This is a genomic window from Micrococcaceae bacterium Sec5.7 (genome assembly GCA_039636785.1).
GTDB lineage: Bacteria > Actinomycetota > Actinomycetes > Actinomycetales > Micrococcaceae > Arthrobacter.
Genome location: CP144169.1, coordinates 2,143,135 through 2,164,989, shown reverse-complemented (window position 1 = coordinate 2,164,989; position 21,855 = coordinate 2,143,135). Strand labels below are relative to the sequence as shown.

At 63.5% G+C, this 21,855-nt stretch carries 16 protein-coding genes, 1 tRNA gene and 3 pseudogenes; 11 read left to right on the top strand and 9 right to left on the bottom strand.

Annotated features, from left to right (window positions below):
- The first annotated feature begins 2 nt into the window (after positions 1–2).
- The 3 genes from dprA to V3C33_10380 all read left to right on the top strand — a co-directional run bounded on the left by dprA (position 3) and on the right by V3C33_10380 (position 2,964).
- Positions 3–1,187, top strand: coding sequence for a DNA-processing protein DprA (dprA, locus tag V3C33_10390; protein ID XAS65928.1), 1,185 nt, complete (start codon positions 3–5; stop codon positions 1,185–1,187).
- 63 nt (positions 1,188–1,250) lie between these two features.
- Positions 1,251–2,177, top strand: a complete 927-nt coding sequence (locus V3C33_10385; protein ID XAS65927.1) for a tyrosine recombinase XerC — start codon at positions 1,251–1,253, stop codon at positions 2,175–2,177.
- 283 nt (positions 2,178–2,460) lie between these two features.
- Positions 2,461–2,964, top strand: a complete 504-nt coding sequence (locus V3C33_10380; GenBank protein XAS65926.1) for a DUF3145 domain-containing protein — start codon at positions 2,461–2,463, stop codon at positions 2,962–2,964.
- A 124-nt stretch (positions 2,965–3,088) separates the two neighbouring features.
- Here the strand turns inward: V3C33_10380 and fabF are convergent, their stop codons facing one another.
- The 6 genes from fabF to aceE form a co-directional block, all read right to left on the bottom strand.
- Positions 3,089–4,324 (bottom strand): beta-ketoacyl-ACP synthase II, encoded by a 1,236-nt coding sequence (fabF, locus tag V3C33_10375; protein XAS65925.1) that lies wholly within the window; start codon positions 4,322–4,324, stop codon positions 3,089–3,091.
- A gap of 177 nt (positions 4,325–4,501) precedes the next feature.
- On the bottom strand, positions 4,502–4,747 hold the full coding sequence (locus V3C33_10370; GenBank protein XAS65924.1) for an acyl carrier protein: 246 nt from the start codon (positions 4,745–4,747) through the stop codon (positions 4,502–4,504).
- A 138-nt stretch (positions 4,748–4,885) separates the two neighbouring features.
- On the bottom strand, positions 4,886–5,947 hold the full coding sequence (locus V3C33_10365; protein XAS65923.1) for a beta-ketoacyl-ACP synthase III: 1,062 nt from the start codon (positions 5,945–5,947) through the stop codon (positions 4,886–4,888).
- A complete protein-coding gene (locus tag V3C33_10360; GenBank protein ID XAS65922.1) occupies positions 5,944–6,873 on the bottom strand; it encodes an ACP S-malonyltransferase in 930 nt (309 codons plus the stop codon). The genes V3C33_10365 and V3C33_10360 overlap by 4 nt, the downstream gene beginning before the upstream one ends.
- An 88-nt stretch (positions 6,874–6,961) precedes the next feature.
- Complete coding sequence (locus V3C33_10355; protein ID XAS65921.1) at positions 6,962–8,206, bottom strand: helix-turn-helix domain-containing protein; 1,245 nt, start codon at positions 8,204–8,206, stop codon at positions 6,962–6,964.
- Positions 8,207–8,387: 181 nt separating this feature from the next.
- A complete protein-coding gene (gene aceE, locus V3C33_10350; GenBank protein XAS65920.1) occupies positions 8,388–11,156 on the bottom strand; it encodes a pyruvate dehydrogenase (acetyl-transferring), homodimeric type in 2,769 nt (922 codons plus the stop codon).
- Between the two features lie 381 nt (positions 11,157–11,537).
- On the opposite strand from aceE, the gene V3C33_10345 reads away from it, so the two are divergent.
- The 6 genes and pseudogenes from V3C33_10345 (at position 11,538) to istA (V3C33_10320) (ending at position 15,202) form a co-directional block, all read left to right on the top strand.
- On the top strand, positions 11,538–11,957 hold the full coding sequence (locus tag V3C33_10345; protein XAS69598.1) for a DUF3052 domain-containing protein: 420 nt from the start codon (positions 11,538–11,540) through the stop codon (positions 11,955–11,957).
- Positions 11,954–12,457: a peroxiredoxin gene (locus V3C33_10340; GenBank protein XAS69597.1), complete on the top strand. Its 504-nt coding sequence runs from the start codon at positions 11,954–11,956 to the stop codon at positions 12,455–12,457. Before V3C33_10345 ends, V3C33_10340 begins: the two co-directional genes overlap by 4 nt.
- A gap of 4 nt (positions 12,458–12,461) precedes the next feature.
- Complete coding sequence (locus V3C33_10335; GenBank protein XAS69596.1) at positions 12,462–13,382, top strand: NAD-dependent protein deacetylase; 921 nt, start codon at positions 12,462–12,464, stop codon at positions 13,380–13,382.
- A gap of 90 nt (positions 13,383–13,472) precedes the next feature.
- Positions 13,473–13,548, top strand: a tRNA-Val gene (locus V3C33_10330).
- The gene (locus V3C33_10325) at positions 13,512–14,036 is read left to right on the top strand and encodes a tyrosine-type recombinase/integrase (GenBank protein ID XAS69595.1); all 525 of its coding nucleotides are present in this window, start codon (positions 13,512–13,514) and stop codon (positions 14,034–14,036) included. Before V3C33_10330 ends, V3C33_10325 begins: the two co-directional genes overlap by 37 nt.
- Before the next feature lie 128 nt (positions 14,037–14,164).
- Positions 14,165–15,202: pseudogene (istA, locus tag V3C33_10320) on the top strand (IS21 family transposase).
- A 5-nt stretch (positions 15,203–15,207) separates the two neighbouring features.
- Here the strand turns inward: istA (V3C33_10320) and istA (V3C33_10315) are convergent.
- Both istA (V3C33_10315) and V3C33_10310 read right to left on the bottom strand, forming a co-directional pair.
- Positions 15,208–16,130, bottom strand: a pseudogene (gene istA, locus V3C33_10315) (IS21 family transposase).
- 251 nt (positions 16,131–16,381) lie between these two features.
- The gene (locus V3C33_10310) at positions 16,382–16,849 is read right to left on the bottom strand and encodes a hypothetical protein (protein ID XAS69594.1); all 468 of its coding nucleotides are present in this window, start codon (positions 16,847–16,849) and stop codon (positions 16,382–16,384) included.
- Between the two features lie 673 nt (positions 16,850–17,522).
- Here V3C33_10310 and V3C33_10305 point away from each other — a divergent pair.
- Together V3C33_10305 and V3C33_10300 are read left to right on the top strand one after the other, a co-directional pair.
- Positions 17,523–18,794, top strand: coding sequence for a choice-of-anchor P family protein (locus V3C33_10305; protein ID XAS69593.1), 1,272 nt, complete (start codon positions 17,523–17,525; stop codon positions 18,792–18,794).
- 320 nt (positions 18,795–19,114) lie between these two features.
- Entirely contained in the window at positions 19,115–20,437 is a 1,323-nt protein-coding gene (locus V3C33_10300; protein ID XAS69715.1) for an integrase core domain-containing protein, read from the top strand.
- A 239-nt stretch (positions 20,438–20,676) separates the two neighbouring features.
- Here the strand turns inward: V3C33_10300 and V3C33_10295 are convergent.
- Positions 20,677–21,825, bottom strand: a pseudogene (locus V3C33_10295) (IS3 family transposase).
- Positions 21,826–21,855: the final 30 nt, after the last annotated feature.

Below are 21,855 nucleotides of genomic sequence, written 5' to 3'. Positions count from 1 at the left end.
TGATGGAAAACGAAAGATACGCGCGCGCAGCACTGTCCCGGCTCATGGAGCCACAGGATGCCGCAGGCCTGGCACTGGTGCACGTGGCGGGGGCAGAGGACGCCCTGAGGATAGCGACCGGTCAGCTACTGGCCGGACCACGGCTGGAGCAGGACATCACCGGAGTGCTGGCCGAAAACGGCGCAGGCAGCACCTGGGCCGGTATCAGCGCTGCCCTCAAGCGGTGGGCTCCGCGGATCCCGGACCTGGCGCCTGGGAGGGACTTGGCCACCATGCAAAGACTCGGCGGCCGCATGATTATGCCGGCGGATGACCTCTGGCCCGGCCAGCTGGCCGATCTGGGGATCCATGAACCCATCTGTCTCTGGTGGCGTGGCGTTGAACAGGAGCTGCCCGCCGCCGCGCAGTCCGTGGCACTTGTGGGATCCCGCGACAGCACCAGTTACGGGGCATCGGTGACCGGGGATCTCGCGTATTCCCTGGCGCAGCGGGGATTCACTGTCATTTCGGGTGGGGCGTACGGTATCGACGCTCACGCGCACAGGGCGGCACTGGCCGGGGGATCCGGACCGTTGCCCACCATTGCCGTAATGGCTGGCGGTGTGGACCGGTTCTACCCGTCAGGCAATGACGACCTGCTCCGCGCCGTGTCCAACCAGGGGGCCGTGATCGCTGAAGTGCCGCCCGGATCGGCGCCCACCCGTTACAGATTCCTGCAACGCAACAGGCTGATTGCGGCGCTGGCGGCCGTCACAGTGGTGGTGGAGGCCAGATGGCGTTCGGGGGCGCTCAACACGGCCCATCATGCGGAAACCCTTGGCCGGGCGGTCGGAGCCGTTCCCGGGTCAGTGCACAGCGCCAATTCGGCGGGCTGCCACCGGCTGCTGCGGGAAGGCGGCGCCGTCTGCGTTACGGATGCCGGGGAAATTGCGGAACTGGCGTCTCCCAGCGGTGAATCCCTAACGGAACCCAGGGAAGGCACGCGGGCCGACCACGACGGCCTGACGCTCGAGGACCTGATCCTGCTGGACGCGCTGCCGCTGAGGTCCACGAGCTCCGTGGAGAAACTCTGCACCGTTGCCGGGCTCAGCGTTGACTCCGTCAGGGCTGGACTCGGCCGGCTTGGACTGCTGGGACTGGCCACATCGGAAAGGGGCGGCTGGAAACGGTCCAAGGAAACCGTGTAACGAAGTTGTCTGCCTGGCCGTGCCATTCCGTGAATGACCGCCGGATGCTGGGAGAGTTGGTGTGTGGATACACAGGAACTGCCTCCGGAGCTGGCCCGCGCCGTCCGCCGCTTCGGGCGCTATGTGGAGGCGGAGCGGGCAATGTCTCCCCACACGCTGCGCGCCTACCTCTCGGACATCAACAGCCTGCTGACCCATGCAGCCTCAGAAGGTATCCACGATCTGGCCGGCATTGAACTGGGCACCCTCAGACGCTGGCTCGGTGCTCAGAGCGAATTGGGGATGGCCCGGTCAACGCTGGCGCGCAGATCAGCCACGGCCCGCGCTTTCACGGCCTGGGCCGTGCGCGAGGAACTGATCGAAACTGATCCTGCGCTGAGGCTCAAGGCCCCCAGGAAGGACAAATCACTGCCGGGCGTGCTGCAGCAGCAACAGCTGGTGCGCCTGCTCCGTGAACTGGAAGAGGCAGCCGCCGACGGCGCACCACTGGCGCTGCGGAACCGCGCCATGGTGGAGCTGCTCTATGCAACCGGGGTGCGCGTAGGCGAACTGGCAGGCATGGACGTGGACGATCTCGATCCGGACCGCAGGACATTGCGCGTCATCGGCAAGGGCGATAAGGAGCGGACGGTTCCGTACGGTGTTCCGGCCGCGGTCGCCGTCGACGACTGGCTCCGCCGCGGCCGTCCGCTTGTTGCCGCGGCGGACAGCGGACCCGCCCTTTTTCTGGGGGCCAGAGGCAGGAGAGTTGACCAGCGTCAGGTCCGAAGCGTGGTCAGGGATGTCTTCGAGGCCCTCGGGGACACCGCCGCCACCGGCCCCCACGCGCTGCGGCATTCCGCGGCAACCCACCTGTTGGACGGCGGGGCGGATCTCAGGGCCGTTCAGGAAATCCTGGGACACAGCAGTCTGGCCACCACCCAGATCTACACGCATGTTTCCGTCGACCGGCTCCGGCAGAGCTACCAGCAGGCACACCCGCGGGCGTAGCTCCGGTGAATGACCTCTGCCACGGGGGACGCCATGGCCGTCACTTGGCCGGCGGCACGGCGAATTGCACTGGCGTAATTAGCCAACGTACGGCACAATAAGATTCAAGTCGGGCAACTTTCAAGTTGTGCTTGAAGCTCTATCGCTTCGAGCGCAGAGCGGAAACCGGCAGTAATTTCATAGTCTGGCAGGGACCACCGGCACCATGCGGAACCCGGCACAGCACATGTACATCCAGGCAGAGGTCGTTGGGGAAGACGTACCTACAGCTATGGAGGATGGAATGTCTGTTGCAATGACCCGCGGTGTGTTGTTCGTTCACTCGGCCCCTACCGCATTGTGCCCTCACGTTGAGTGGGCCATCGGATCAGTCGTGGATAAGCGCACGGATCTTGAGTGGACCCCGCAGCCTGCGGCGCCCGGAATGTTCCGTGCCGAGCTGTCGTGGACCGGCCCGCAGGGAACCGGCGCTCAGCTTGCCTCTTCCTTGCGCGGTTGGGCCCACCTCCGCTACGAAGTTACCGAGGAACCGAGCCAGGGCGTCGACGGCGGACGCTGGTCCCACACCCCGGAGCTGGGCATCTTCCACGCAGCGACCGACGTTCACGGCAACATCATGGTGTCCGAGGACCGCATACGTTATGCCTACGAATCCGGCGCCGGAGACCCCTCCGCCGTCTACCACGAGCTCTCCCTTGCTTTGGGAGAAGCATGGGACGAGGAACTCGAACCCTTCCGGCATGCCGCCGAAGGTGCACCGGTCCGCTGGCTGCACCAGGTGGGCTGATATCGGCCGTCGGCCAGCGCCGCGGCTGATCAGGTAATTCCGCAGCAAACACGTTTCCATAGCAAAAAAGAGGAGGCCCAGCCGCCCGGCGGAGCCTCCTCTTGCCATGCGCCCGTTGTTCGGACTAGACGCTTCGAACAGCGATAACGGCGTTGTGCCCGCCGAAACCGAAGGAGTTGCTCAGCGCCACAATGTCACCGGCGGGCAGATCGCGGACCGAGGTGACGACGTCCAGCGGGATCTCCGGATCCTGGTTTTCCAGGTTGATGGTGACGGGCGCTTTCCGCGCATACACCGCCAGAACTGTCAGGACGGCCTCCACCGCGCCGGAAGCGCCCAGCAGGTGGCCCATCTGGGACTTCGTGGCGGAGACAGCCACGCTGTCAATGTGGGACCCCAGCGCTGCACGGAGCGCCGTGTACTCGGGTTTGTCACCTACCGGAGTGGAAGTGGCGTGGGCGTTGACGTGAACAACGTCCTCTGCCTGGATGCGGCCGTCGAACATTGCAGCCTTAAGTGCGCGGGTGGCGCCCAGACCCTGCGGATCCGGTGCGGTGATGTGGTATGCGTCGGCTGTTACCGAGGTACCCGCCAGCTCAGCGTAGATGCGGGCACCACGCGCCAACGCGTGCTCCTCGGCTTCGAGGACCAGCGCACCGGCGCCTTCGCCCATCACGAAGCCGTCGCGGTCGCGGTCGTACGGCCGTGACGCGCGCTCGGGCTCGTCGTTACGGCGGGAGAGCGCCTTCATGGATGAGAATGCTGCCAAGGGCATGGGGTGAATCGCTGCTTCAGCGCCACCGCACATCACGACGTCGGCCTTGCCCGAGCGAATCAGCTCCAGACCGAGATGCAGTGCCTCGGTTCCGGAAGCGCAGGCGGAAACCGGTGTATGGGCCCCGGCGCGGGCGCCGAGGTCAAGGCTTACAGCCGCTGCGACGCCGTTGGGCATCAGCATGGGGACTGTCATGGGCAGGACACGGCGGGGACCCTTCTCCTTCAGGGTGTCCCACGCATCAAGCAGCGTCCAGACGCCGCCGATGCCGGTGGCAAATGCCACGGCCAGGCGGTCGTGGTCAACTTCGGTGATGCCGGAATCGGCCCATGCCTCGCGGGCGGCGATAACACCGAACTGCGTGGACGGGTCCATCCTCTTTGCCTCTACTCGGCTCAGGACATCCAGGGCCGGAACCGTGCAGCGGGCCGCGAAGTGGACGGGGAGCTCATACTTGGCCACCCAGTCGTCCTCAAGTGTGTGGGCACCCGAGACCCCCTTCAAAGCGTTCTTCCACATTGTGGGTACATCGCCGCCAATGGGCGTGGTAGCGCCCAGGCCGGTAATGACTACTTTGCGTGTCATGGGATCACTCTCTGTCGGTGCGCGCGCCCGGTCCGGTGATGAATGCCCAGGATCCGCGTGGGGTAAATGCGTGAAATGTCAGCAGGGGGAAACGTGTAGAACCGGACGGCCGGCCCGGTGGAGTATGGAACTCCGGGCCGGCCGTCCGTGTGAAGCCAGGTGCGGCTGGTGCCGTACTCAGGCCTGTGCGTTGGCGATGAAGCTGACGGCGTCGCCCACGGTCTTGAGGTTCTTGACCTCTTCGTCCGGAATACGTACACCGAACTTCTCTTCGGCGTTGACCACGATGGTCATCATTGAGATGGAGTCGATGTCCAGGTCCTCGGTGAAGGACTTGTCCGGCTCGACTGCTTCCGTGGCCAGGCCGGTTTCTTCGTTGACGATTTCAGCCAGGCCGGCCAGGATCTCTTCGTTGCTAGCCATTGATGGCTCCTTTTCTTGTTAGTGCCGGCAGGGCTGCCGGAAATGATGCAAACCGTGGATACGGCTTGGTTTGGGAATCCGTACTGTTCAGAACGATTCAGTTTTGGATAGGCGAGCGGCTGCCTGCGTCTGTATTGCCTATGGGAGGACGATCACCTGAGCGCCGAAAACGAGCCCGGCTCCGAAGCCTATCTGGAGCGAGAGACCTCCGCTGAGTTCAGGGTTCTCCTGGAGCAGGCGGTGCGTGGCCAACGGGATCGAGGCCGCCGAAGTGTTTCCGGCGTCGGCGATGTCCCTGGCCACAACGACCGTTTCGGGGAGTTTAAGCTTCTTGACCATTTCATCGATGATCCGCATGTTGGCCTGGTGGGGAACGAACGCCACCAGGTCTTCTGCCTGGACACCTGCAGCGTCCATGGCCTGCTGGGCCATCTTCGCCATCTCCCAGACAGCCCAGCGGAAGACCGTCTGGCCGTCCTGCCGGAGTGTGGGCCAGAGACTCTGGGCAGCCTCAAGGATCGCCTGGTCGTCCGATGCGTCGGCACTGCGCGCGGATTCGCTGAGCTTGCGCACGTCCTCGAGCGAACGGGTCATTCCGATCGCATCCCACTTGCTGCCATCGGAGCCCCAGACCGACGGACCGATACCCGGTGTTTCCGAGGGGCCGATCACCACGGCGCCGGCGCCATCGCCGAGCAGGAACGAGATGGTCCGTTCATGGTTGTCGATCACATCCGAGAGTTTCTCGGCCCCGACCACGAGCACGTACTTTGCTGCGCCGGAGCGGACCAGGGCGTCCGCCTGAGCTATGCCGTAGCAGTACCCGGCACAGGCGGCCGAAATATCAAAGGCGGGAGCCGGCGTCGCCCCTAGGCGGTGGGCCAGGCTGGCCGCGGCGGAGGGCGTTGCATATGGGTGCGTGACAGTGGAGATGATCACCGCTCCAAGCTCAGAAGCCTCGATGCCGGCCTTGGCGATGGCCTCCCGTGCTGCGCCTTCAGCCATATCGATCACGCTGACGTCCGCCGCTGCCCGGTGCCGGGTCACAATACCGGTGCGCTGTCGGATCCATTCGTCAGAGGAATCGATCCACTGGCAGACGTCATCGTTGGTGACGATCACATCCGGGCGGTATGCACCAAGGCCCAGGATCCGGGTGAATTCGTTTACGGGTGACTGCTTAAGTGTGGGGACGCTCATGCCTGTCCCTCCATTTCTGCAAATAGGGCAAGCGCTGCGGTCAGATCATCGGGGGTCTTCACAGCGACGGTCTTTACGCCGGGCATGCCACGCTTGGCTAGCCCGGCCAGGGTACCGGCCGGGGCGAGTTCAATCACGCCGGTGACCCCGCGCTGGACGAGCGTCGCCATGCACAGGTCCCAGCGGACGGGCCGGGAGACCTGGGCAATGAGGCTTTCGACGGCCACGGATCCATCGGTGACTTCCGCGCCGTCGAAGTTGGAGAGCAACGGCACCTGCGGGTTCTTCGGACGGAGCGTCGGACGCAGCGACTTCAGGGCGCTGACCGCGGGGGACATATGCGAGGTGTGAAAAGCGCCGGCCACCTTGAGCGGGATGACGCGGGCCTTTGCCGGCGGGTTCTCGGCGAGAGACTTGAGCTGTTCGAAAGTGCCTGCAGCTACGGTCTGGCCGGCGCCGTTGACGTTTGCCGGGGTGGCACCGGAGGCCTCGATGGCGGCCAGCACCTCGGCCGGATCACCACCCACCACAGCGCTCATGCCGGTGGGGGTGACTGCGGCGGCGGCGGCCATGCTGTTGGCGCGCTCCCGGACAAAGGTCATCGCCTCGTCCTCGGTGAGCACAGCTGCCAGCGCCGACGCCGTGATCTCGCCGACCGAGTGACCTGCCAGTATCACCGGCAGCGCGTTGAGTTCGACGTCGAAGAGCGACTTTGCGGCAACCAGGCCGGCGGCCACGATCAGTGGCTGCGCAATGGCCGTGTCCTTGATGGTGTCCTCATCGGAGGTGGTGCCGTGGGCAGTGAGGTCAATGCCTGCAATCTCACTGAGGGAGGCCAAATGGCCTGCTACGGAAGGCAGTTCCAGCCAAGGGGCCAGAAAACCGGGGGTCTGTGAGCCCTGTCCAGGGCAGACGATTGCAAGCACGTATCCAGCTTTCCAAAGTACCGCGTGAATTGACGGTGTATTCATACACCAAGCTCACTGGGTCAGTTTGTAGGAAGTCTACAACGGTTCAGATCTGGTTCCGCGACGGATGACGCTCCGCAGCGGCCTTTGGCGGGGTTGAAAGCCGGCCCACAACCAGCGCAGCCTGCAGCACAAACGCCTCGCGGGGGAGCAGCGGATCCCAGCCCGTGACGTCGCAGACGCGCTTGAGCCGGTAGCGGACGGTGTTGGCATGGACAAACAGTTCGCGGGCCGTCGCTTCGAGCGAATGACCCAGCTCCAGGTACGTTCCGAGGGTCTCCACCAGGCCGTTCGACGCCGCCAGCAGGGGGCGGTAGATGTTCTTGATGAGTGAGCGCCGGGCTGCGTCGTCGCCGGAAATGACGCGTTCGGGGAGCAGATCGTCAGCTGCCACAGGACGCGGGGCAGAAGGCCATGCGCGGGCTGCCGTGAGCCCGGCAAAGGCAGACTGGGCCGAGCTGCTGGCCTCAAGCAGCGAGCTGGCTTCAGCACCATAGACAACCGGCCCGGGGGCGAACATTTCGGCGAGTTTCTGATAGGCGGTTTCGCGGTCCTGGACTCCGCCCAGAATCAGGATCAGCCGGTCGCCCTGGATTCCGACCAGAGCGTCCTCCGCGTAACGGCCGGCCATCCGGCGCAGCTCGCTGACATAGCTGGCACTGGGTTCGGAGGGCGAATTGCCAACCATGACGGTGAACCGTTCCTGCGCTTTCCAGCCGAGAGCGGCGATTCTGGACCGCAGGGCGTCGGTGTTCTCGCCGCGGAGAATGGCATCGACGATGAGTGCCTCGAGCCGAGTGTCCCAGGAGCCGCGCGATTCGGCCGCACGTGCGTAGACGTCCGCGGCAGCGAATGCCACCTCACGCGAATACCGAAGGACGGCTTCACGAAGTGACGGCTGGTCGGCCTCCGGGGCAATCACGGGCACCTGGTCCTCCACCACCTCAACCACGATCCGGATGAGCTGGAGCGCCTTCTGCAGGCTGATGGACCGTGTCAGTTCGGTGGGCGCGGTGCCGAAGACGTCGGAGAGAATCCATGACGGCGAACTGGGACGCTCATACCAGGACACAAAGGCGGCGATGCCGTTCTGTGCCACGAGACCCAGCGCGGATCGTTCATCGGAACTGAGCCGGCTGTACCAGGGCAGTGATTTTTCGAGCTGCCGCATGGTGGTGGTGGACAGCTGGCCCACGCTCGCCCGGAGCTTCTTCAGGGTTTCTGACTTTTCCGGCGTTACGCTGCGCGTCGACGGTTTGCGCTTTGCGGGGGTGGTGGTTGGCTCTGCCATCCTTTGAGCATACGGTGCCCGCAGGGCAAGCTCCATTTGTGCAAAGGCTACAACTGGCTTTGTGCCGGATCACAACAGATGCACAGGGGATGGAACGACGACGGCGGCCCCACCTTTTCGGTGAGAGCCGCCGTCGTTCGTTGTTGATTTTGTGCGGAAGCCGCCTCTTGGCCGATACGGGCTAGGAGTCGCCGCCCGCGTTGCCGGTGGAGCCTGCGTTCACATTGTGCAGCCGGTACTTCTCGATGGCCTGGGCCGGAGCCTGGGCATCCACCTCGCCGCGGCGTGCCAGCATCTCAAGGGAACGCACCACGATCGAGTGGATGTCGTTCTTGAAGAAGCGGCGGGCCGCGGCGCGGGTGTCGGAGAAGCCAAAGCCGTCCGCACCGAGCGACGCGAACTCGTTCGGCAGGAACTGGCGGATCTGGTCCGGGACGGCCTTCATGTAGTCCGAGACGGCAACGATCGGCCCGGTGGCGCCGGCGAGCTGCCGGGCCACAAACGGGACCCTGGCGGGCTGCCCGGGGTTCAGGAATGCTTCCTCTTCCGCGGCCATGCCGTCCCGGCGGAGTTCGTTCCAGGACGTGACGGACCAGACATCGCCGGAGACACCCCAGTCCTCGGCCAGGATCCGCTGGGCTTCCAGGGCCCAGGGCACCGAGACACCGGACGCCAGGATCTGCGTGCGGGGGCCGTCGATCTTCGCTGGTGCCAGAAGATAGATGCCCTTGAGGACGCCCTCGACGTCGAGCTCCTCAGGTTCGGCGGGCTGGCTGATGGGCTCGTTGTACACGGTGATGTAGTACATCAGGTTCCGGTCCGCGGAGTCCGGGCCGTACATGCGTTCGATGCCGTCGCGCATGATGTGGCCCATTTCGTACCCGTAGGCGGGGTCGTAGGTGACCACTGCCGGGTTCGTGGAGGCGAGCAGGGGGGAGTGGCCGTCGGCGTGCTGGAGTCCTTCGCCGGTGAGGGTGGTCCGTCCTGCGGTGGCGCCGATGATGAAGCCGCGCGTCATCTGGTCCCCGGCGGCCCAGAAGGCGTCGCCGGTGCGCTGGAAGCCGAACATGGAGTAGAACACGTAGACCGGGATGAGCGGTACGCCGTGGGTGGCGTAGGCGGTGCCGGCGGCCGTGAAGGCTGCCACGGCGCCGGCTTCGTTGATGCCCGGGTGGATGAGCTGGCCCTGCGCGGATTCCTTGTAGGCCAGGACCAGGTCCCGGTCCACGGAGAGGTAGTTCTGGCCCTTGGGGTTGTAGATCTTCGCCGTGGGGAAGAACGCGTCCATCCCGAAGGTGCGGGCCTCATCCGGGATGATCGGCACGATCCGGTGGCCGAACTCCTTGTCCCGCATCAGGTCCTTGAGGAGCCGGACGAACGCCATGGTGGTGGCTGCCTGCTGCTTGCCGGTCCCGCGTTTGGCGACGTCGTAGGTTTTGGCCTCGGGCAAGGTGATGGGGGCGTGGTTGGAGCGGCGTTCCGGCACAGCCCCGCCCAGTGCGGCGCGGCGTTCCATCATGTACTGGATTTCCGGAGCATCCGTGCCCGGGTGGAAGTACGGCGGCTGGTACGGATCTGCCTCGAGCTGTTCATCCGTGACAGGGATGCGCAGGTGGTCCCTGAAGTCCTTGAGGTCCTCCAGGGTGAGTTTTTTCATCTGGTGGGTGGCGTTGCGGCCTTCGAAGTGGGGTCCGAGTCCGTAGCCCTTGACGGTTTTGGTGAGAATGACGGTGGGTTTGCCGGTGAATTCGGTGGCGGCCTTGTACGCGGCGTAGACCTTGCGGTAGTCGTGGCCGCCGCGTTTGAGCTGCCAGATCTCGTCATCGGAGAGGTCCGCGACCATCTCTTTGGTCTGCGGGGTCTTGCCGAAGAAGTGTTCGCGGACGAACCCGCCGGATTCGGCCTTGTACGTCTGGTAGTCGCCGTCGAGGGTTTCGTTCATGATCTGCACCAGGGACCCGTCGGGGTCTTTGGCGAGGAGCTCATCCCATTCCCGGCCCCAGACGACCTTGATGACGTTCCAGCCCGCACCGCGGAAGAACGCCTCGAGTTCCTGCATGATCTTGCCGTTGCCGCGGACGGGTCCGTCCAGGCGCTGGAGGTTGCAGTTGATGACGAAATTCAGGTTGTCCAGGTTCTCGTTCGCGGCGAGCTGGAGCAGGCCGCGGGACTCGGGCTCGTCCATTTCGCCGTCGCCCAGGAACGCCCAGACCTGCTGGTCCGCGGTGTCCTTGAGGCCGCGGTTGTGCAGGTAGCGGTTGGACTGCGCCTGGTAGATCGCGTTCATCGGGCCGATGCCCATGGAGACGGTGGGGAACTCCCAGAACTCCGGCATCAGCCGCGGGTGCGGGTACGAGGACAGCGCATGGCCCTCACGGGATTTCTCCTGCCGGAACCCGTCCAGGTCCTCCTCGCTGAGGCGCCCTTCCATGAACGCGCGGGCGTACATGCCGGGGGAAGCGTGGCCCTGGAAGAAGACCTGGTCCCCGCCGCCGGCATGGTCCTTGCCGCGGAAGAAGTGGTTGAAACCGACCTCATACAGGGTCGCGGCACCGGCATACGTGGAAATATGCCCGCCCACCCCGATGTTCGGGCGCTGGGAACGGTGCACCATCACGGCCGCGTTCCAGCGCATATACGCCCGGTAACGGCGCTCGAACTCCTCGTTGCCGGGGAATTCGGCTTCCTGGTCCGCCGGGATGGTGTTCACATAGTCCGTGGTGGTGACCATCGGGACTCCGACGCTCTGGGCGCCGGCACGCTGCAGGAGACTGCGCATGATGTATTGGGCACGCTCGGTGCCCTGTTCCTTGATCAGCGTGTCCAGGGACTCAACCCACTCGGCGGTCTCTTCCGGATCACGATCAGGCAGCTGGTTAGTCAACCCGCTGAGGATATGGGAGGTATCTTCTCCTGCAGCCACGTCCAACCTCTCTTTGCGCGCATGCATCGGCGCCCTCAGGTCGGGCAGGGTGACTGCCTGGCATGAACACGACGTGTGCGACATATCGGTTACAACAGCCCGGTCATGTGCGCCGGGCAGGGTCCTATCACGCCTATGTCTGCATGTAGAGCCAGGGCGGTCGCCCCGCAGGCATAGTTGTCACCAGCCACTCTAGCTGTGACGGCTACCCGATGCGTAGCCGCCCCCTTGGTGCCCCGGTTGTATTTCGCAGTCATACTGGTTGTGTGACAAGAAGCCGCTGTGCGGAAAGTCGCCGGTGCCCGGATGTGACGCAGAATATGGCGGATCGCGGTGCCAGCAGCTTGAAGCGCAGGCCCAAAGGGTGTTGGCTTTAGTAATGGAAATCACTATGCATAGGAGGAACACGTGAGCGAGGCCGACGCCGCCACTTCGGTAAATGTGGCGGAAAAATTGGGTTTCAAAAACGGGGATCTGATTCAGGAGTTCGGCTACGACGACGACGTCGATTTCGACTTACGTGATGATATTGAAGAACTCACGGGTTCTGAACTCCTCGATGAAGACGATCACGACGTTGCTGACGCCGTCATATTCTGGTGGCGGGAGGGCGACGGGGACCTCGTTGACACTCTTGTCGATTCGCTCACCACGCTGGCCGAAGGCGGCGTGGTGTGGGTTCTGACGCCTAAGTCGGGGAGGGACGGCTATGTTTCTCCATCCGACATTCAGGACGCCGCCCCTACCGCAGGGCTGCACTGCACCACTTCAGTAGGTGTCTCCAAGGACTGGAGCGCTACCCGGCTGGTGACCAGGAAGAACAAATGACGGGGCCGGGCTCCTTGGCCTTGGCTGACAGCGTCCACCTACCTGCGGTTGGGCAGACAGCTCCGGACTTCGAGCTGGTCAACCAGTTCGGTGAGCCGGTCAGGCTGTCTTCCTTTCGGGGCCGGAACGTGGTTGTGGTGTTCTACCCGTTCGCCTTCTCCGGCATCTGCACGGGAGAGCTGTGCGAGATCCGGGACAACCTTGCGCTGTTCGAGGACTCCAACGCGACTGTTCTGGCCGTATCCGCAGACAGCAAGTTCACGCTGCGCGCTTATGCGGAGAAGGAAGGTTACGGGTTCGACCTCCTGGCCGACTTTTGGCCGCATGGTGCCGTGGCTGCGCTATATGGCGTCTTTGATGATGAGAGCGGCATGGCCCGGCGAGGCACTTTTATTATCGATGGTGCCGGCATCATCCGCCACGTTGTGGTTAATCCGCGCGGGCAGGCACGGGATCTGGCTGAATACCGCAGTGTTCTGGCGGACTTGGGTCGGGCCTGAACCAATGGATCAGCGGCGGGACGGCACTGGCCTTACCGGCTTTGCCAGCTTGCCCGTTGTTCCCCGCGCGGAACCGTCGGCTCAGGAGCTCGCGGTGCTGCAGGAAATCCGGGATGTCCTTTCCGGTAAGCGCATTGCACTCCTGACCGGGGCCGGGCTGAGCACGGATTCGGGGATCCCGGACTACCGCGGGCCGGACGCCGCACCGCGTTCGCCAATGACGTACCAGGAGTTCGTCCTCGACGAATCAAACCGCCGGCGGTACTGGGCCCGCAACCACATTGGCTGGTCGCACCTGCGGCGTGCGGATCCCAACGGGGGTCACGCTGCGGCGGTGCTGATGGAGCGCCGCGGACTCCTGGCAGGGCTGATAACCCAGAACGTGGACCGTTTGCACGAGGATGCCGGCAGCATCAATGTGGTTGATCTGCACGGTCGTTACGACCAAGTGGTGTGCCTCAGTTGCCGCCGGACGTTCACCAGGCAACTACTCGCGGGTGTACTGGAGGAACTGAACCCCGGCTTCCTGCAGAAGGCCTTGGACTCGGGAGTTGTTGAAATGGCGCCCGACGCCGATGCCACGGTTGAGGACCCGGCGCTGATTGAGAGCTTCGTCGTGGCGAAGTGTCCGGCCTGCGGAGGCGTGCTGAAACCGGACTTCGTCTACTTCGGTGAAAACGTCCCCAAAGAGCGCGTGGAGAGGTCATACGCCATGGTGGACGACGCCGGAGCGTTGCTGGTGGCCGGGTCTTCACTGACGGTAATGAGCGGACTCAGGTTTGTCCGGCACGCGGCAAAAGCAGGCAAGCCCGTTGCTATTATCAACCGCGGTGAAACCCGCGGAGACGACCTCGCCACCATCAAACTTGCCGCCGGGGTCAGCGAATCATTGTCCTGGCTCGCAGCAGAGCTGCCGGCGCTCTGACGGGTTACCGTCAATTGGCGTTCCGGTGCTTTGATCCGGTACAGTTGCTGTTCGTTGGTTGAAGCGCTGAGACGCGGAAATCAGCAGTTTGGGTCTTTAGCTCAGCTGGTAGAGCGCCACGTTTACACCGTGGATGTCATCGGTTCGATCCCGGTAGGACCCACCAAGGAAACCCCGCAGTTGCTGGCCATACAGGCCGGGAACGGCGGGGTTTTTTCTGTGGCGTCCCATTCGGAGGCCGTCAGCTACCACACGTTGCCGGCCGGGGAGCGTGCGGTGCGGATGGTCCTGGATCACCTCAGGGAGTACGACTCTGTCTATGCCGCATTTTCTGCCATTGGCCCGAAGCTGAATATCGGCCGCGAGTCCCTGCGCCGCTGGGTTCTTCAGGCCGTGGACTCCTCTTCGCCTCGTAGGCTGCGGGACCGGGCCATCATCCTGTGCGTGGCCCGTCTGGGACTGCGGGCAGGTGAGGTCGTACAACTGCAGCTGGAGGATCTCAATTGGTCCAACGCCACTTTGCGGATCCGTGCCCGCAAGACCGGTCATGGCGCATTGCTGCCGCTGACCAACGAGGTCGGCACGGCGCTGGCCGGATACCTGCAGCACGGTCGCCCTGAGACCGGCGGCCGCGAGGTGGTTATGGCAGTTTGAGTGGGTACCACTTTGGCAGTCTGACTTGAGCCCACCTCGCGACTCGCCGGAGCATTAATCGCAGTTTCACTTGAGCCCACCCCACCGTTGATTCCGTCAGAGTGTTTTTCCGATGGTGGAAGGCAGTGATGGAGTCGAGGGTGGATGTTTTTGCTCAGATCCGGCGGGACGCACGAATGGATGGCTTGTCCATTCGGCGATCGGCAAAGAAGTATCGTGTTGCGCGACGAACGGTTCGTCAGGCGCTGACATCAGCGGAACCGCCGAGCCGAAAGACCCCGGTCCGGGTCGCCCCTAAGTTGGATCAGTTCAAGCCTGCCATTGACGAGATGCTGAAGCAGGATCTGGTTGCGCCGCGGAAGCAGCGGCATGCCGCTCAGCGGATCTTTGACCGCCTCATCGATGAACACCGGGCAGAGGTTTCGTATTCGACGGTGCGCCAGTATGTGAAGGCCCGCCGGGTCCGGATCGAGTATGAGGCAGGCAAAACATCTCTGGAGGTGTTCATTCCTCAGGAACACGCCCCGGGTGCTGAGGCTGAAGTCGATTTTGGTGAAGTGTGGGTTGATCTGGCCGGGGTCCGCACGAAGTGTTACATGTTCGCGTTCCGGCTCTCCTTCTCCGGAAAGGCTGTCCATCGGGTCTACCCGACGCAGGGCCAGGAAGCGTTTCTGGAGGGTCACCTTGACGCCTTCGCGACCATTGGCGGCATCCCCACCGGGCATATCCGCTACGACAATCTCACGGCCGCGGTGAAGACTGTCCTGGGAACCGGTCGCGGAAGGGTGGAGAACGACAGGTGGGTGCCTTTTCGTTCGCATTGCGGCTTTGACCCGTTATATTGCCAGCCAGGTCTGGCTGGGGCTCATGAGAAGGGCGGGGTTGAAGGAGAGGTTGGCAGGTTCCGCCGCAACCACCTTTCCCCGGTGCCGGCGGTCGCGTCGCTGGCTGAGTTGAATGAGCAGATCATGGTCTGGGACGAGGCTGATGACCGGCGCCGGATCAGCGGGAAACTCCGCCCGGTAGCCGATGACTACGCTGCCGAGCGGCCACTGCTCAATCCCTTGCCTGCTGAGGCCTTTGATCCCGGGCTGGTGCTGACGCCCAGGGTTGACCGGTCGTCGCTGATCCGGGTGCGGATGGTGAAGTACTCTGTGCCGGTCCGGTTCGAGCGCACCGCGTCGAACCCGACCCCGGGCAACGCCAGGGACGCGGCCATATCTTGGGCGAACAGCTCGCCCAAGGCCAGTCCCTTGCGGTAGTGCGTGGTCCCAGCCAGGGCATCGCACCTGGCCATGAGCACCTCGTTCAATGCCAGCAGGCTGGAGGCCTCAGGTTCGGGGACCATGAGGTTGCGGCGCAGGAACCCGACCGCGTTTTCCACGTTTCCCTTCTCATGACCGGAGTACGGGTTGCAGTAGCGCGATTCGGAGCGGTAATGCAGCTTGAACGCCCCGAACAGTTTCGTTTCCACGACCTTGGTGCCGACGCGTCGCCCGATGCCGGTGGCGTTGTCAAAGACCAGGTGCCTCGGTGCTGCCCCGATATGCTCGAACACCCTGCGTAGGCCGTGGCAAACGCACTCTGCGGTCTCGCCCCGGTAGGCCTGGACGAAGCGCATGTTCGAGAACGGGAAGGTAACCACCAGAATGTGCAGGATCTGGCGAATCCCGGCGATGATGGCCTCGGCCTGCCCGAAGTCGACCTGCGCCGTGCCGGCCGGCCAGACCAGCTCGGTGAAGCCCTCTCCGGTCTGGCGGTTCCGGGCAGTCCACTTCTTCACGTGCCGTTGCACCGGGGAATAGGTGCCGGTGAACCCGTGCTCGTCAACGAGCCGGTCGAACACGCGCTTGGCCGTATGCCGCTGTTTCCGCGGGCGGCGTTGGTCCTCGCCCAGCCATGCTTCGATGAAGTGCTCGAATCCGGTCAGCACCGAGGCTCCGGGCCTGGCCCGTGGTTCCGCGGGCGCCGGTGAGAAGTCCTCCTGATCGGCGTACTTGGCCACCGAGGCCCGGCTGCACTCAACCGGCGGGCGATCTCACGGCTGGGGACTCCTTGGGAGTCGAGTCTTCTGATATTTTCTTGAACGGACATGGGTACCGTCATCTGCTTTCCAGCCCTTCCGGCGCATACGCTTCGCAATGGCAGCGCCGTAAGGAACCTATCTGGGGGTGGCGGGCCCATGTCCCCAACTCATTGGACATCGGACCGGGCCACCGGGTGATCTCAATCTCTGCGCAATCCCCTAATCCATGATCTGGAGGGGCATTGCCTGGCCTGATTCTTAACGCTCTTTTGGCCTGAAACGAGCCACCACCATGGCTCAAATTCTTGGCTGAAACGGCCTACAGATAGTCGATCACACACAACGTGACGGAGTTGTCCGCGCCCACCGCCACCGCCGTCTCGGTAGTGCCCTCCGAGAGGGTGGGCCGGTCGTCGTTGATGCTGTTGTACCGCAGCGACAGGTCGATGTCCCGGTCCGTGCCTTCGAAGTGAAGGAGCTTACCGGTGACCAGGATGTTGCCGGTGGTCGGGTTCCAGGCAAGGTTCATGCTGTCCGTCAGGCTGCGGTTGACCATTCCGGCCGGGGACCGGGAACCGGACAGGTGGCCGTTCGGTCCGGCCGCCGGCGGCAGGGTGTCATTGAGCGGGATGCTCTGCGCCACCGCCAGGTTCATCGGCGCCGAGACGGCCGGCGCAAGCGTCGTGGGCGCCACGCTCCGCGGCTGCACCACGGCGGGCGTTGAAGCGGTTCCTGCCGGGGCGCTCAGGCCCGTGAGAACAACCGCGGATAGGACAAGACCTGACACAAGAGACCGTAAAGCAGCCATGCTGCGCCCCCAATATGATGTGCTCCCCAGCGAGCCGCTTTGCGCCCCCATGAGCACAGGATGATCATCAGTGATTGCCGCCGCACATTGCAATACATGTGAATGCATTTTCTCCAGATCATGGCGTAACCCTTGGGCGGCCCCGAGTCACCGCTCCATGGTCGTGTGACATCCGCAACGACCACGCTGCCACCCGCCGAGTCTCGAAGGGATAAATCCAGGAATCGGCAGGAATCCGCGCCTTTGAGCTGGACTGGAGGCATCTCTGTCGTCGAGTCGACACGTGATCCACGTTGCGGATGGCGTTGCTGGGTGCCCGCCCCGGGCGTCCTGTGACAGCAGGATTACAGGCCCGTCAGAAACTTGACTCTTATTGCAAACTCCGGACTGATCGGCTGAAGCCACATCCAGTCCTTGACCCGCCGTCTCGCACAAACCAAGAAACAGCATAACTAGCACCACAAGGTGGGCTCAAGTCAGGCTGCCAAAGTGGTACCAATTCAGATTGACATTCTCAGCTGGAAATCTAAAGTTATCGGGCGTACTTCTGGAAATCTAAAGTTATCGGGCGTACTTCTGGAAATCTAAAGTTATCGGGCGTACTTTGTGAGCATCACAAGTGAATAGATCTTGTAGAACCTCTGGGAGAAACATGAAACGAATACTAGTTGCATTTATGGGGGCGCTTACGCTTGTGGCTGCGGGGCCTCTCGCCTCCGCCCAAGCCACCGACCCTAGCGTCACGCTCACGCAGGTTCAGACCGGGTTCTCGGTCTCGGCCTATGGGTCGTACATTGTCAATGCCGACAGATCCCTCGTCTCGGGTCCGACGGCCCTCTCGGTCATCTCATGCACCTCGGCCACCGGCAAAACGTCCACCAACAACGTTGCGGCTGTGAATGTCCCAGCAGTCGGTACGGTCGGTGCCGCCGTGACAAGCGTCAAGACGCTCCTGACGACCACGGGCAAGCGGGCCGAAGCGAGTTCGACGGTAGCAGGGGCCAACCTGTTGGGTGGACGGATCACGGCCGGCGCCATTACGTCCACGAGCTCGGCCGACAAGAGCACCACGGGCGGGTTCTCGGGCGCCAACCAGACGACGATTGCCAACCTCAAGGTGTTGGGTCTGCCGATTGGCGTTAGCCCGGCCCCCAACACCATCATCGACCTCAAGGACCCGCTGCTTGGCTCGCTCGGCACGATCACGCTCAACGGTCAGGAGAAAAGACTGGTCAACGGCACGTATCAGGTGTCCACCACCGCTGTGCGGGTCCAGATCCTCAAGTCCGGCCTGCCCGGTCTCAAGATCGGCACGGATATCCGACTTGGCGTCAGCACTGCCCGGCTCATTCCACCGCAAGCCGGCTACCTCACGGGTAGTGGCTTCAGCACCAAGGCGTCGCTGCTGAACGGCCTGGTGGGATCCGGCGCAACGGCCTATGCGCCCGTAAAGTGCGCAGGCGGAACCAGTACGGCGAACGTCGCCGGGGCCACCATCCCTGGTGTCCTGACCGCGGGTGCGGCCACGACCAACACCGCAGGAACATTGACACCCACGCTCAAGGCCTCCGTGACCAACACGCTCGCGGCATTGAACGTCCTCGGTGGTCTGGTCACGGTCGACGCCATCAAGGCGGAAACCTCGGCCAGCCGGGCTCCCTCGGGCGGCACAGTGACCCTGACCGATACGTCGACCTTCACTAACCTGAAGATCACGGGGTTTGCCGCGATCAACGCCTCCGTTGCCCCCAATACGGTGGTTCAGGTGCCGGGACTCGGCCAGGTCACGCTGCACAAGGTGGTCAAGACGTCCTCGAGCGTCACGGTCACCATGATCGAGATCGTCCTGAACCAGGCTCGCGGCTCCCTGCCGACGGGCTCGAAGATTCAGATCGGTTACTCCAGATCGGGAGTGCGCGACTAGCACTTAGGCCGAAGTTACGTGGGGCCACGGCCCGGGGATCGTTGAGTTTCCGGGCCGTGGCCCTTCTTTTGCACCAGCATTTGTAGCCACTAAATTCTGGCATGTCCTTCGATGTTCCCCCTTCATGCCCTTTTAAAAGGGTGGTGTTATCTCGCAGGATATCGGTGACAGTTCTGCCTCAGGACATCGGTGACACTTCCGCCTGTTTTGGTGGTGACACTTCCCAGCGGACGTTAACGGGTTTTTGGCCGGCCCCTGATGGTGGCAAAGAATGACGGGTCAACAAGAATGAGCCTGTCAATGCCCGTATCCGCCTCGCAATCGCCCAGTGGCCCGATGACGCGCCACGCGGTTCAGTCACCACATTCTGCGACGAGCACGAGATCACCCGCAAGACGTTCTATGCGATCCGGGCCAGGGCACGTGACGAGGGCCAGGCCGTGGCCCTGGAACCACGCTCACGCCGCCCGAAAACCTCACCCACGAAACTCACCGAGGACCTCAAGCAGGAAGCGCTGAAGGTGCGTGCCGCCTTGGAGTCCTCCGGGCTGGACCACGGGCCGATTAGTGTGCACGACAAAATGGTGTCTCTGGGCCTCCAGGCCCCGTCCCCAGCATCGCTGGCGCGGATCTTTCGGGAGAAGAACGTGGCCCGGGCGGAGCCGAAGAAGAAGCCTCGGGCCGCGTACCGCAGGTTCGTCTACCCGGCCCCGAACGCGTGCTGGCAACTGGACGCGACCGAGTACGTGCTCACCGGTGGGCGCAAGTGCGTGATCTTCCAGCTCCAGGATGACCATTCACGCCGCGCGGTCGCCTCCCTCGTAGCGGCCGGCGAAACCAGCGAAGCGGCCCTGGCGGTCGTGAAGAAGGGCATCGGCGCCCACGGAGTACCACAAAGACTTTTGACCGACAACGGCATGGCGCTGAATCCCTCACGCCGCGGGTGGGAAGGCCGGCTGGTCGCCCATCTGTCCTCGCTCGGGGTCGAGGCGATCACCGGCAAACCGTACAAACCGACTACTCAGGGTAAGAATGAGCGGTTTCATCAGACCCTCTTCCGGTGGCTGGACAAGCAGCCCCTGGCCCAATCCCATGCAGAGCTCCAAGCCCAGGTGGACCGGTTCGACCTGATCTATAACACCGAGCGTCCGCACCAGGGATTGCCGGGGCGTATCACTCCGCAGCAGTCGTGGGACGCCGCGGCTGCTGCCGAAGCGCCCCGGCCGAAACCACTGCCGGTTCTTCCCGAACCGCAGGAGTCGGCGCCGGTGGCCAAGCCACCGAGCCCTGCCGAACCAGTCGCGGACGCCGATACGGAAGCGGTGGAGCAGACCACCACGGACCCTGGAACAGAAGCTTCTTTCGAGACCACTGCATCACAGAAGATCAGCGGCAGCATCGCCCACCCGGCAGCCACCGGGAGCCAGAAGCTGAAGGTCTATCCCAACGGCGTGATCAACATCGGGCGGACCCTGTACTCGGTGACCAAGCGGATGGGCGGACGAATTATCACTGCCGTCTGGGACCTTGACGGCGTGGTGTTCGCGAATACGGACGGCGAGGTCATCGCAGAATACTTCTGGCCGCCCGAAGGAACCCCATACGTCGGGATCAGCAAGGCTCGCGCCCGCTTCCGAAGGTAGGCCGCGAGGGATGGAACTGCTACCGATGTCCGGATACATCAAGTGTCACCATTGTCCTGAGGCAGAACTGTCACCGAACTCCTGAGAGATCACACTTTTAAAAGGGTGGCATGCTGGGAACACAGCAGGCGGTGCCCGTAGCCCGGACAAGCTCGCGGCGGGTGAACAAGGCCGGCGAAACAGTCGAGTACGAGTCGGGACTGCTCACGGTTTGGTTGACTCGGGGGGTTGATGGTTTCTCAGGCGGCTAGCGCCATCTTGTTGATTGTCTCAAACTCGATCGGGGTTAGTTTACCCAGGGCCCTTTGCCGTCGCCGGCGATGGTAGGTCCGTTCGATCCAGGTGATGATGGCCAGGCGCAATTCCTGCCGGGTTTCCCACCCTTTCCGGTTCAGCACGTTCTTCTGCAGCAGCGAGAAGAAGGATTCCATGGCGGCATTATCGCCGCATGCGCCGACTCTCCCCATCGAGCCTTTCAAGCCGTTGCTGCGCAGCGCGGAGACGAACTTCCGGCTGCGGAACTGGCTGCCCCGGTCCGAATGCACCACCGTCCCGGACGGGCTTCTCAGAGCGACGGCATGGGCCAGTGCGGCCACTGCCAGGGAGGCTTTCATCCGCCCGTCGATGGAATAGCCCACGATGCGGTTGGAGTGCAGGTCTTTGATGGCGCACAGGTAGAGCTTGCCCTCACCGGTGGGGTGCTCGGTAATGTCGGTGACCCATTTCTCGTTCGCGGCCTGTGCGGTGAAGTCCCGCTCAAGCAGGAAATCGTGCACAGGCGGGCCGGCCTGGCGCCCTCCGACCCGTTTGCGGTGGATGACCGAGAGGATGCCGTTCCGGGAGCACAGACGCCAGACACGCCGTTCACTGGCCACCGGGGCGTCAACGGCGTTGAGCTCGTCTGAGATGAGCCGGTACCCGAACGCCGGATCATCGGTATGGACATCGACGGCGGCATTGATCAGATGCGCTTCTTCCCAGTCCCGGGCGCAGACAGGGTTGGCCTTCCACTTGTAGAAGGTCTGTTTGGAGAAGCTCAACACCGAAGCAGGTCACCGTGACGGGAACGCCGTCAGCGGCCAGTTCAAGGACCAGCGGGTACATCATTTTGGGTTGACGTCCCGCGAGAGGTAAGCGACGGCCCGGCGCATCACTTCGGCTTCCTGTTCGAGGAGCCTGATGCGTTTTTTGGCTTCCCTCAGTTCGGCTGACTCATCCTTCGCCGCTTTGGCCTGGGGGTCGTCCTCTTCGTCGGCTTTCTTCAGCCACCGGTGCAGGGCGGCCGGGGACACCCCGAAGTCCTGCGCTATCCGGGTCAGCGGTGCTTCGCCCTTGCGGGCAACCGCGACCACATCGCGGCGGAACTCTTCAGGAAAGGCTTTGGGCATGATGAACATCCTTCCACCCGCGAGGCCAAT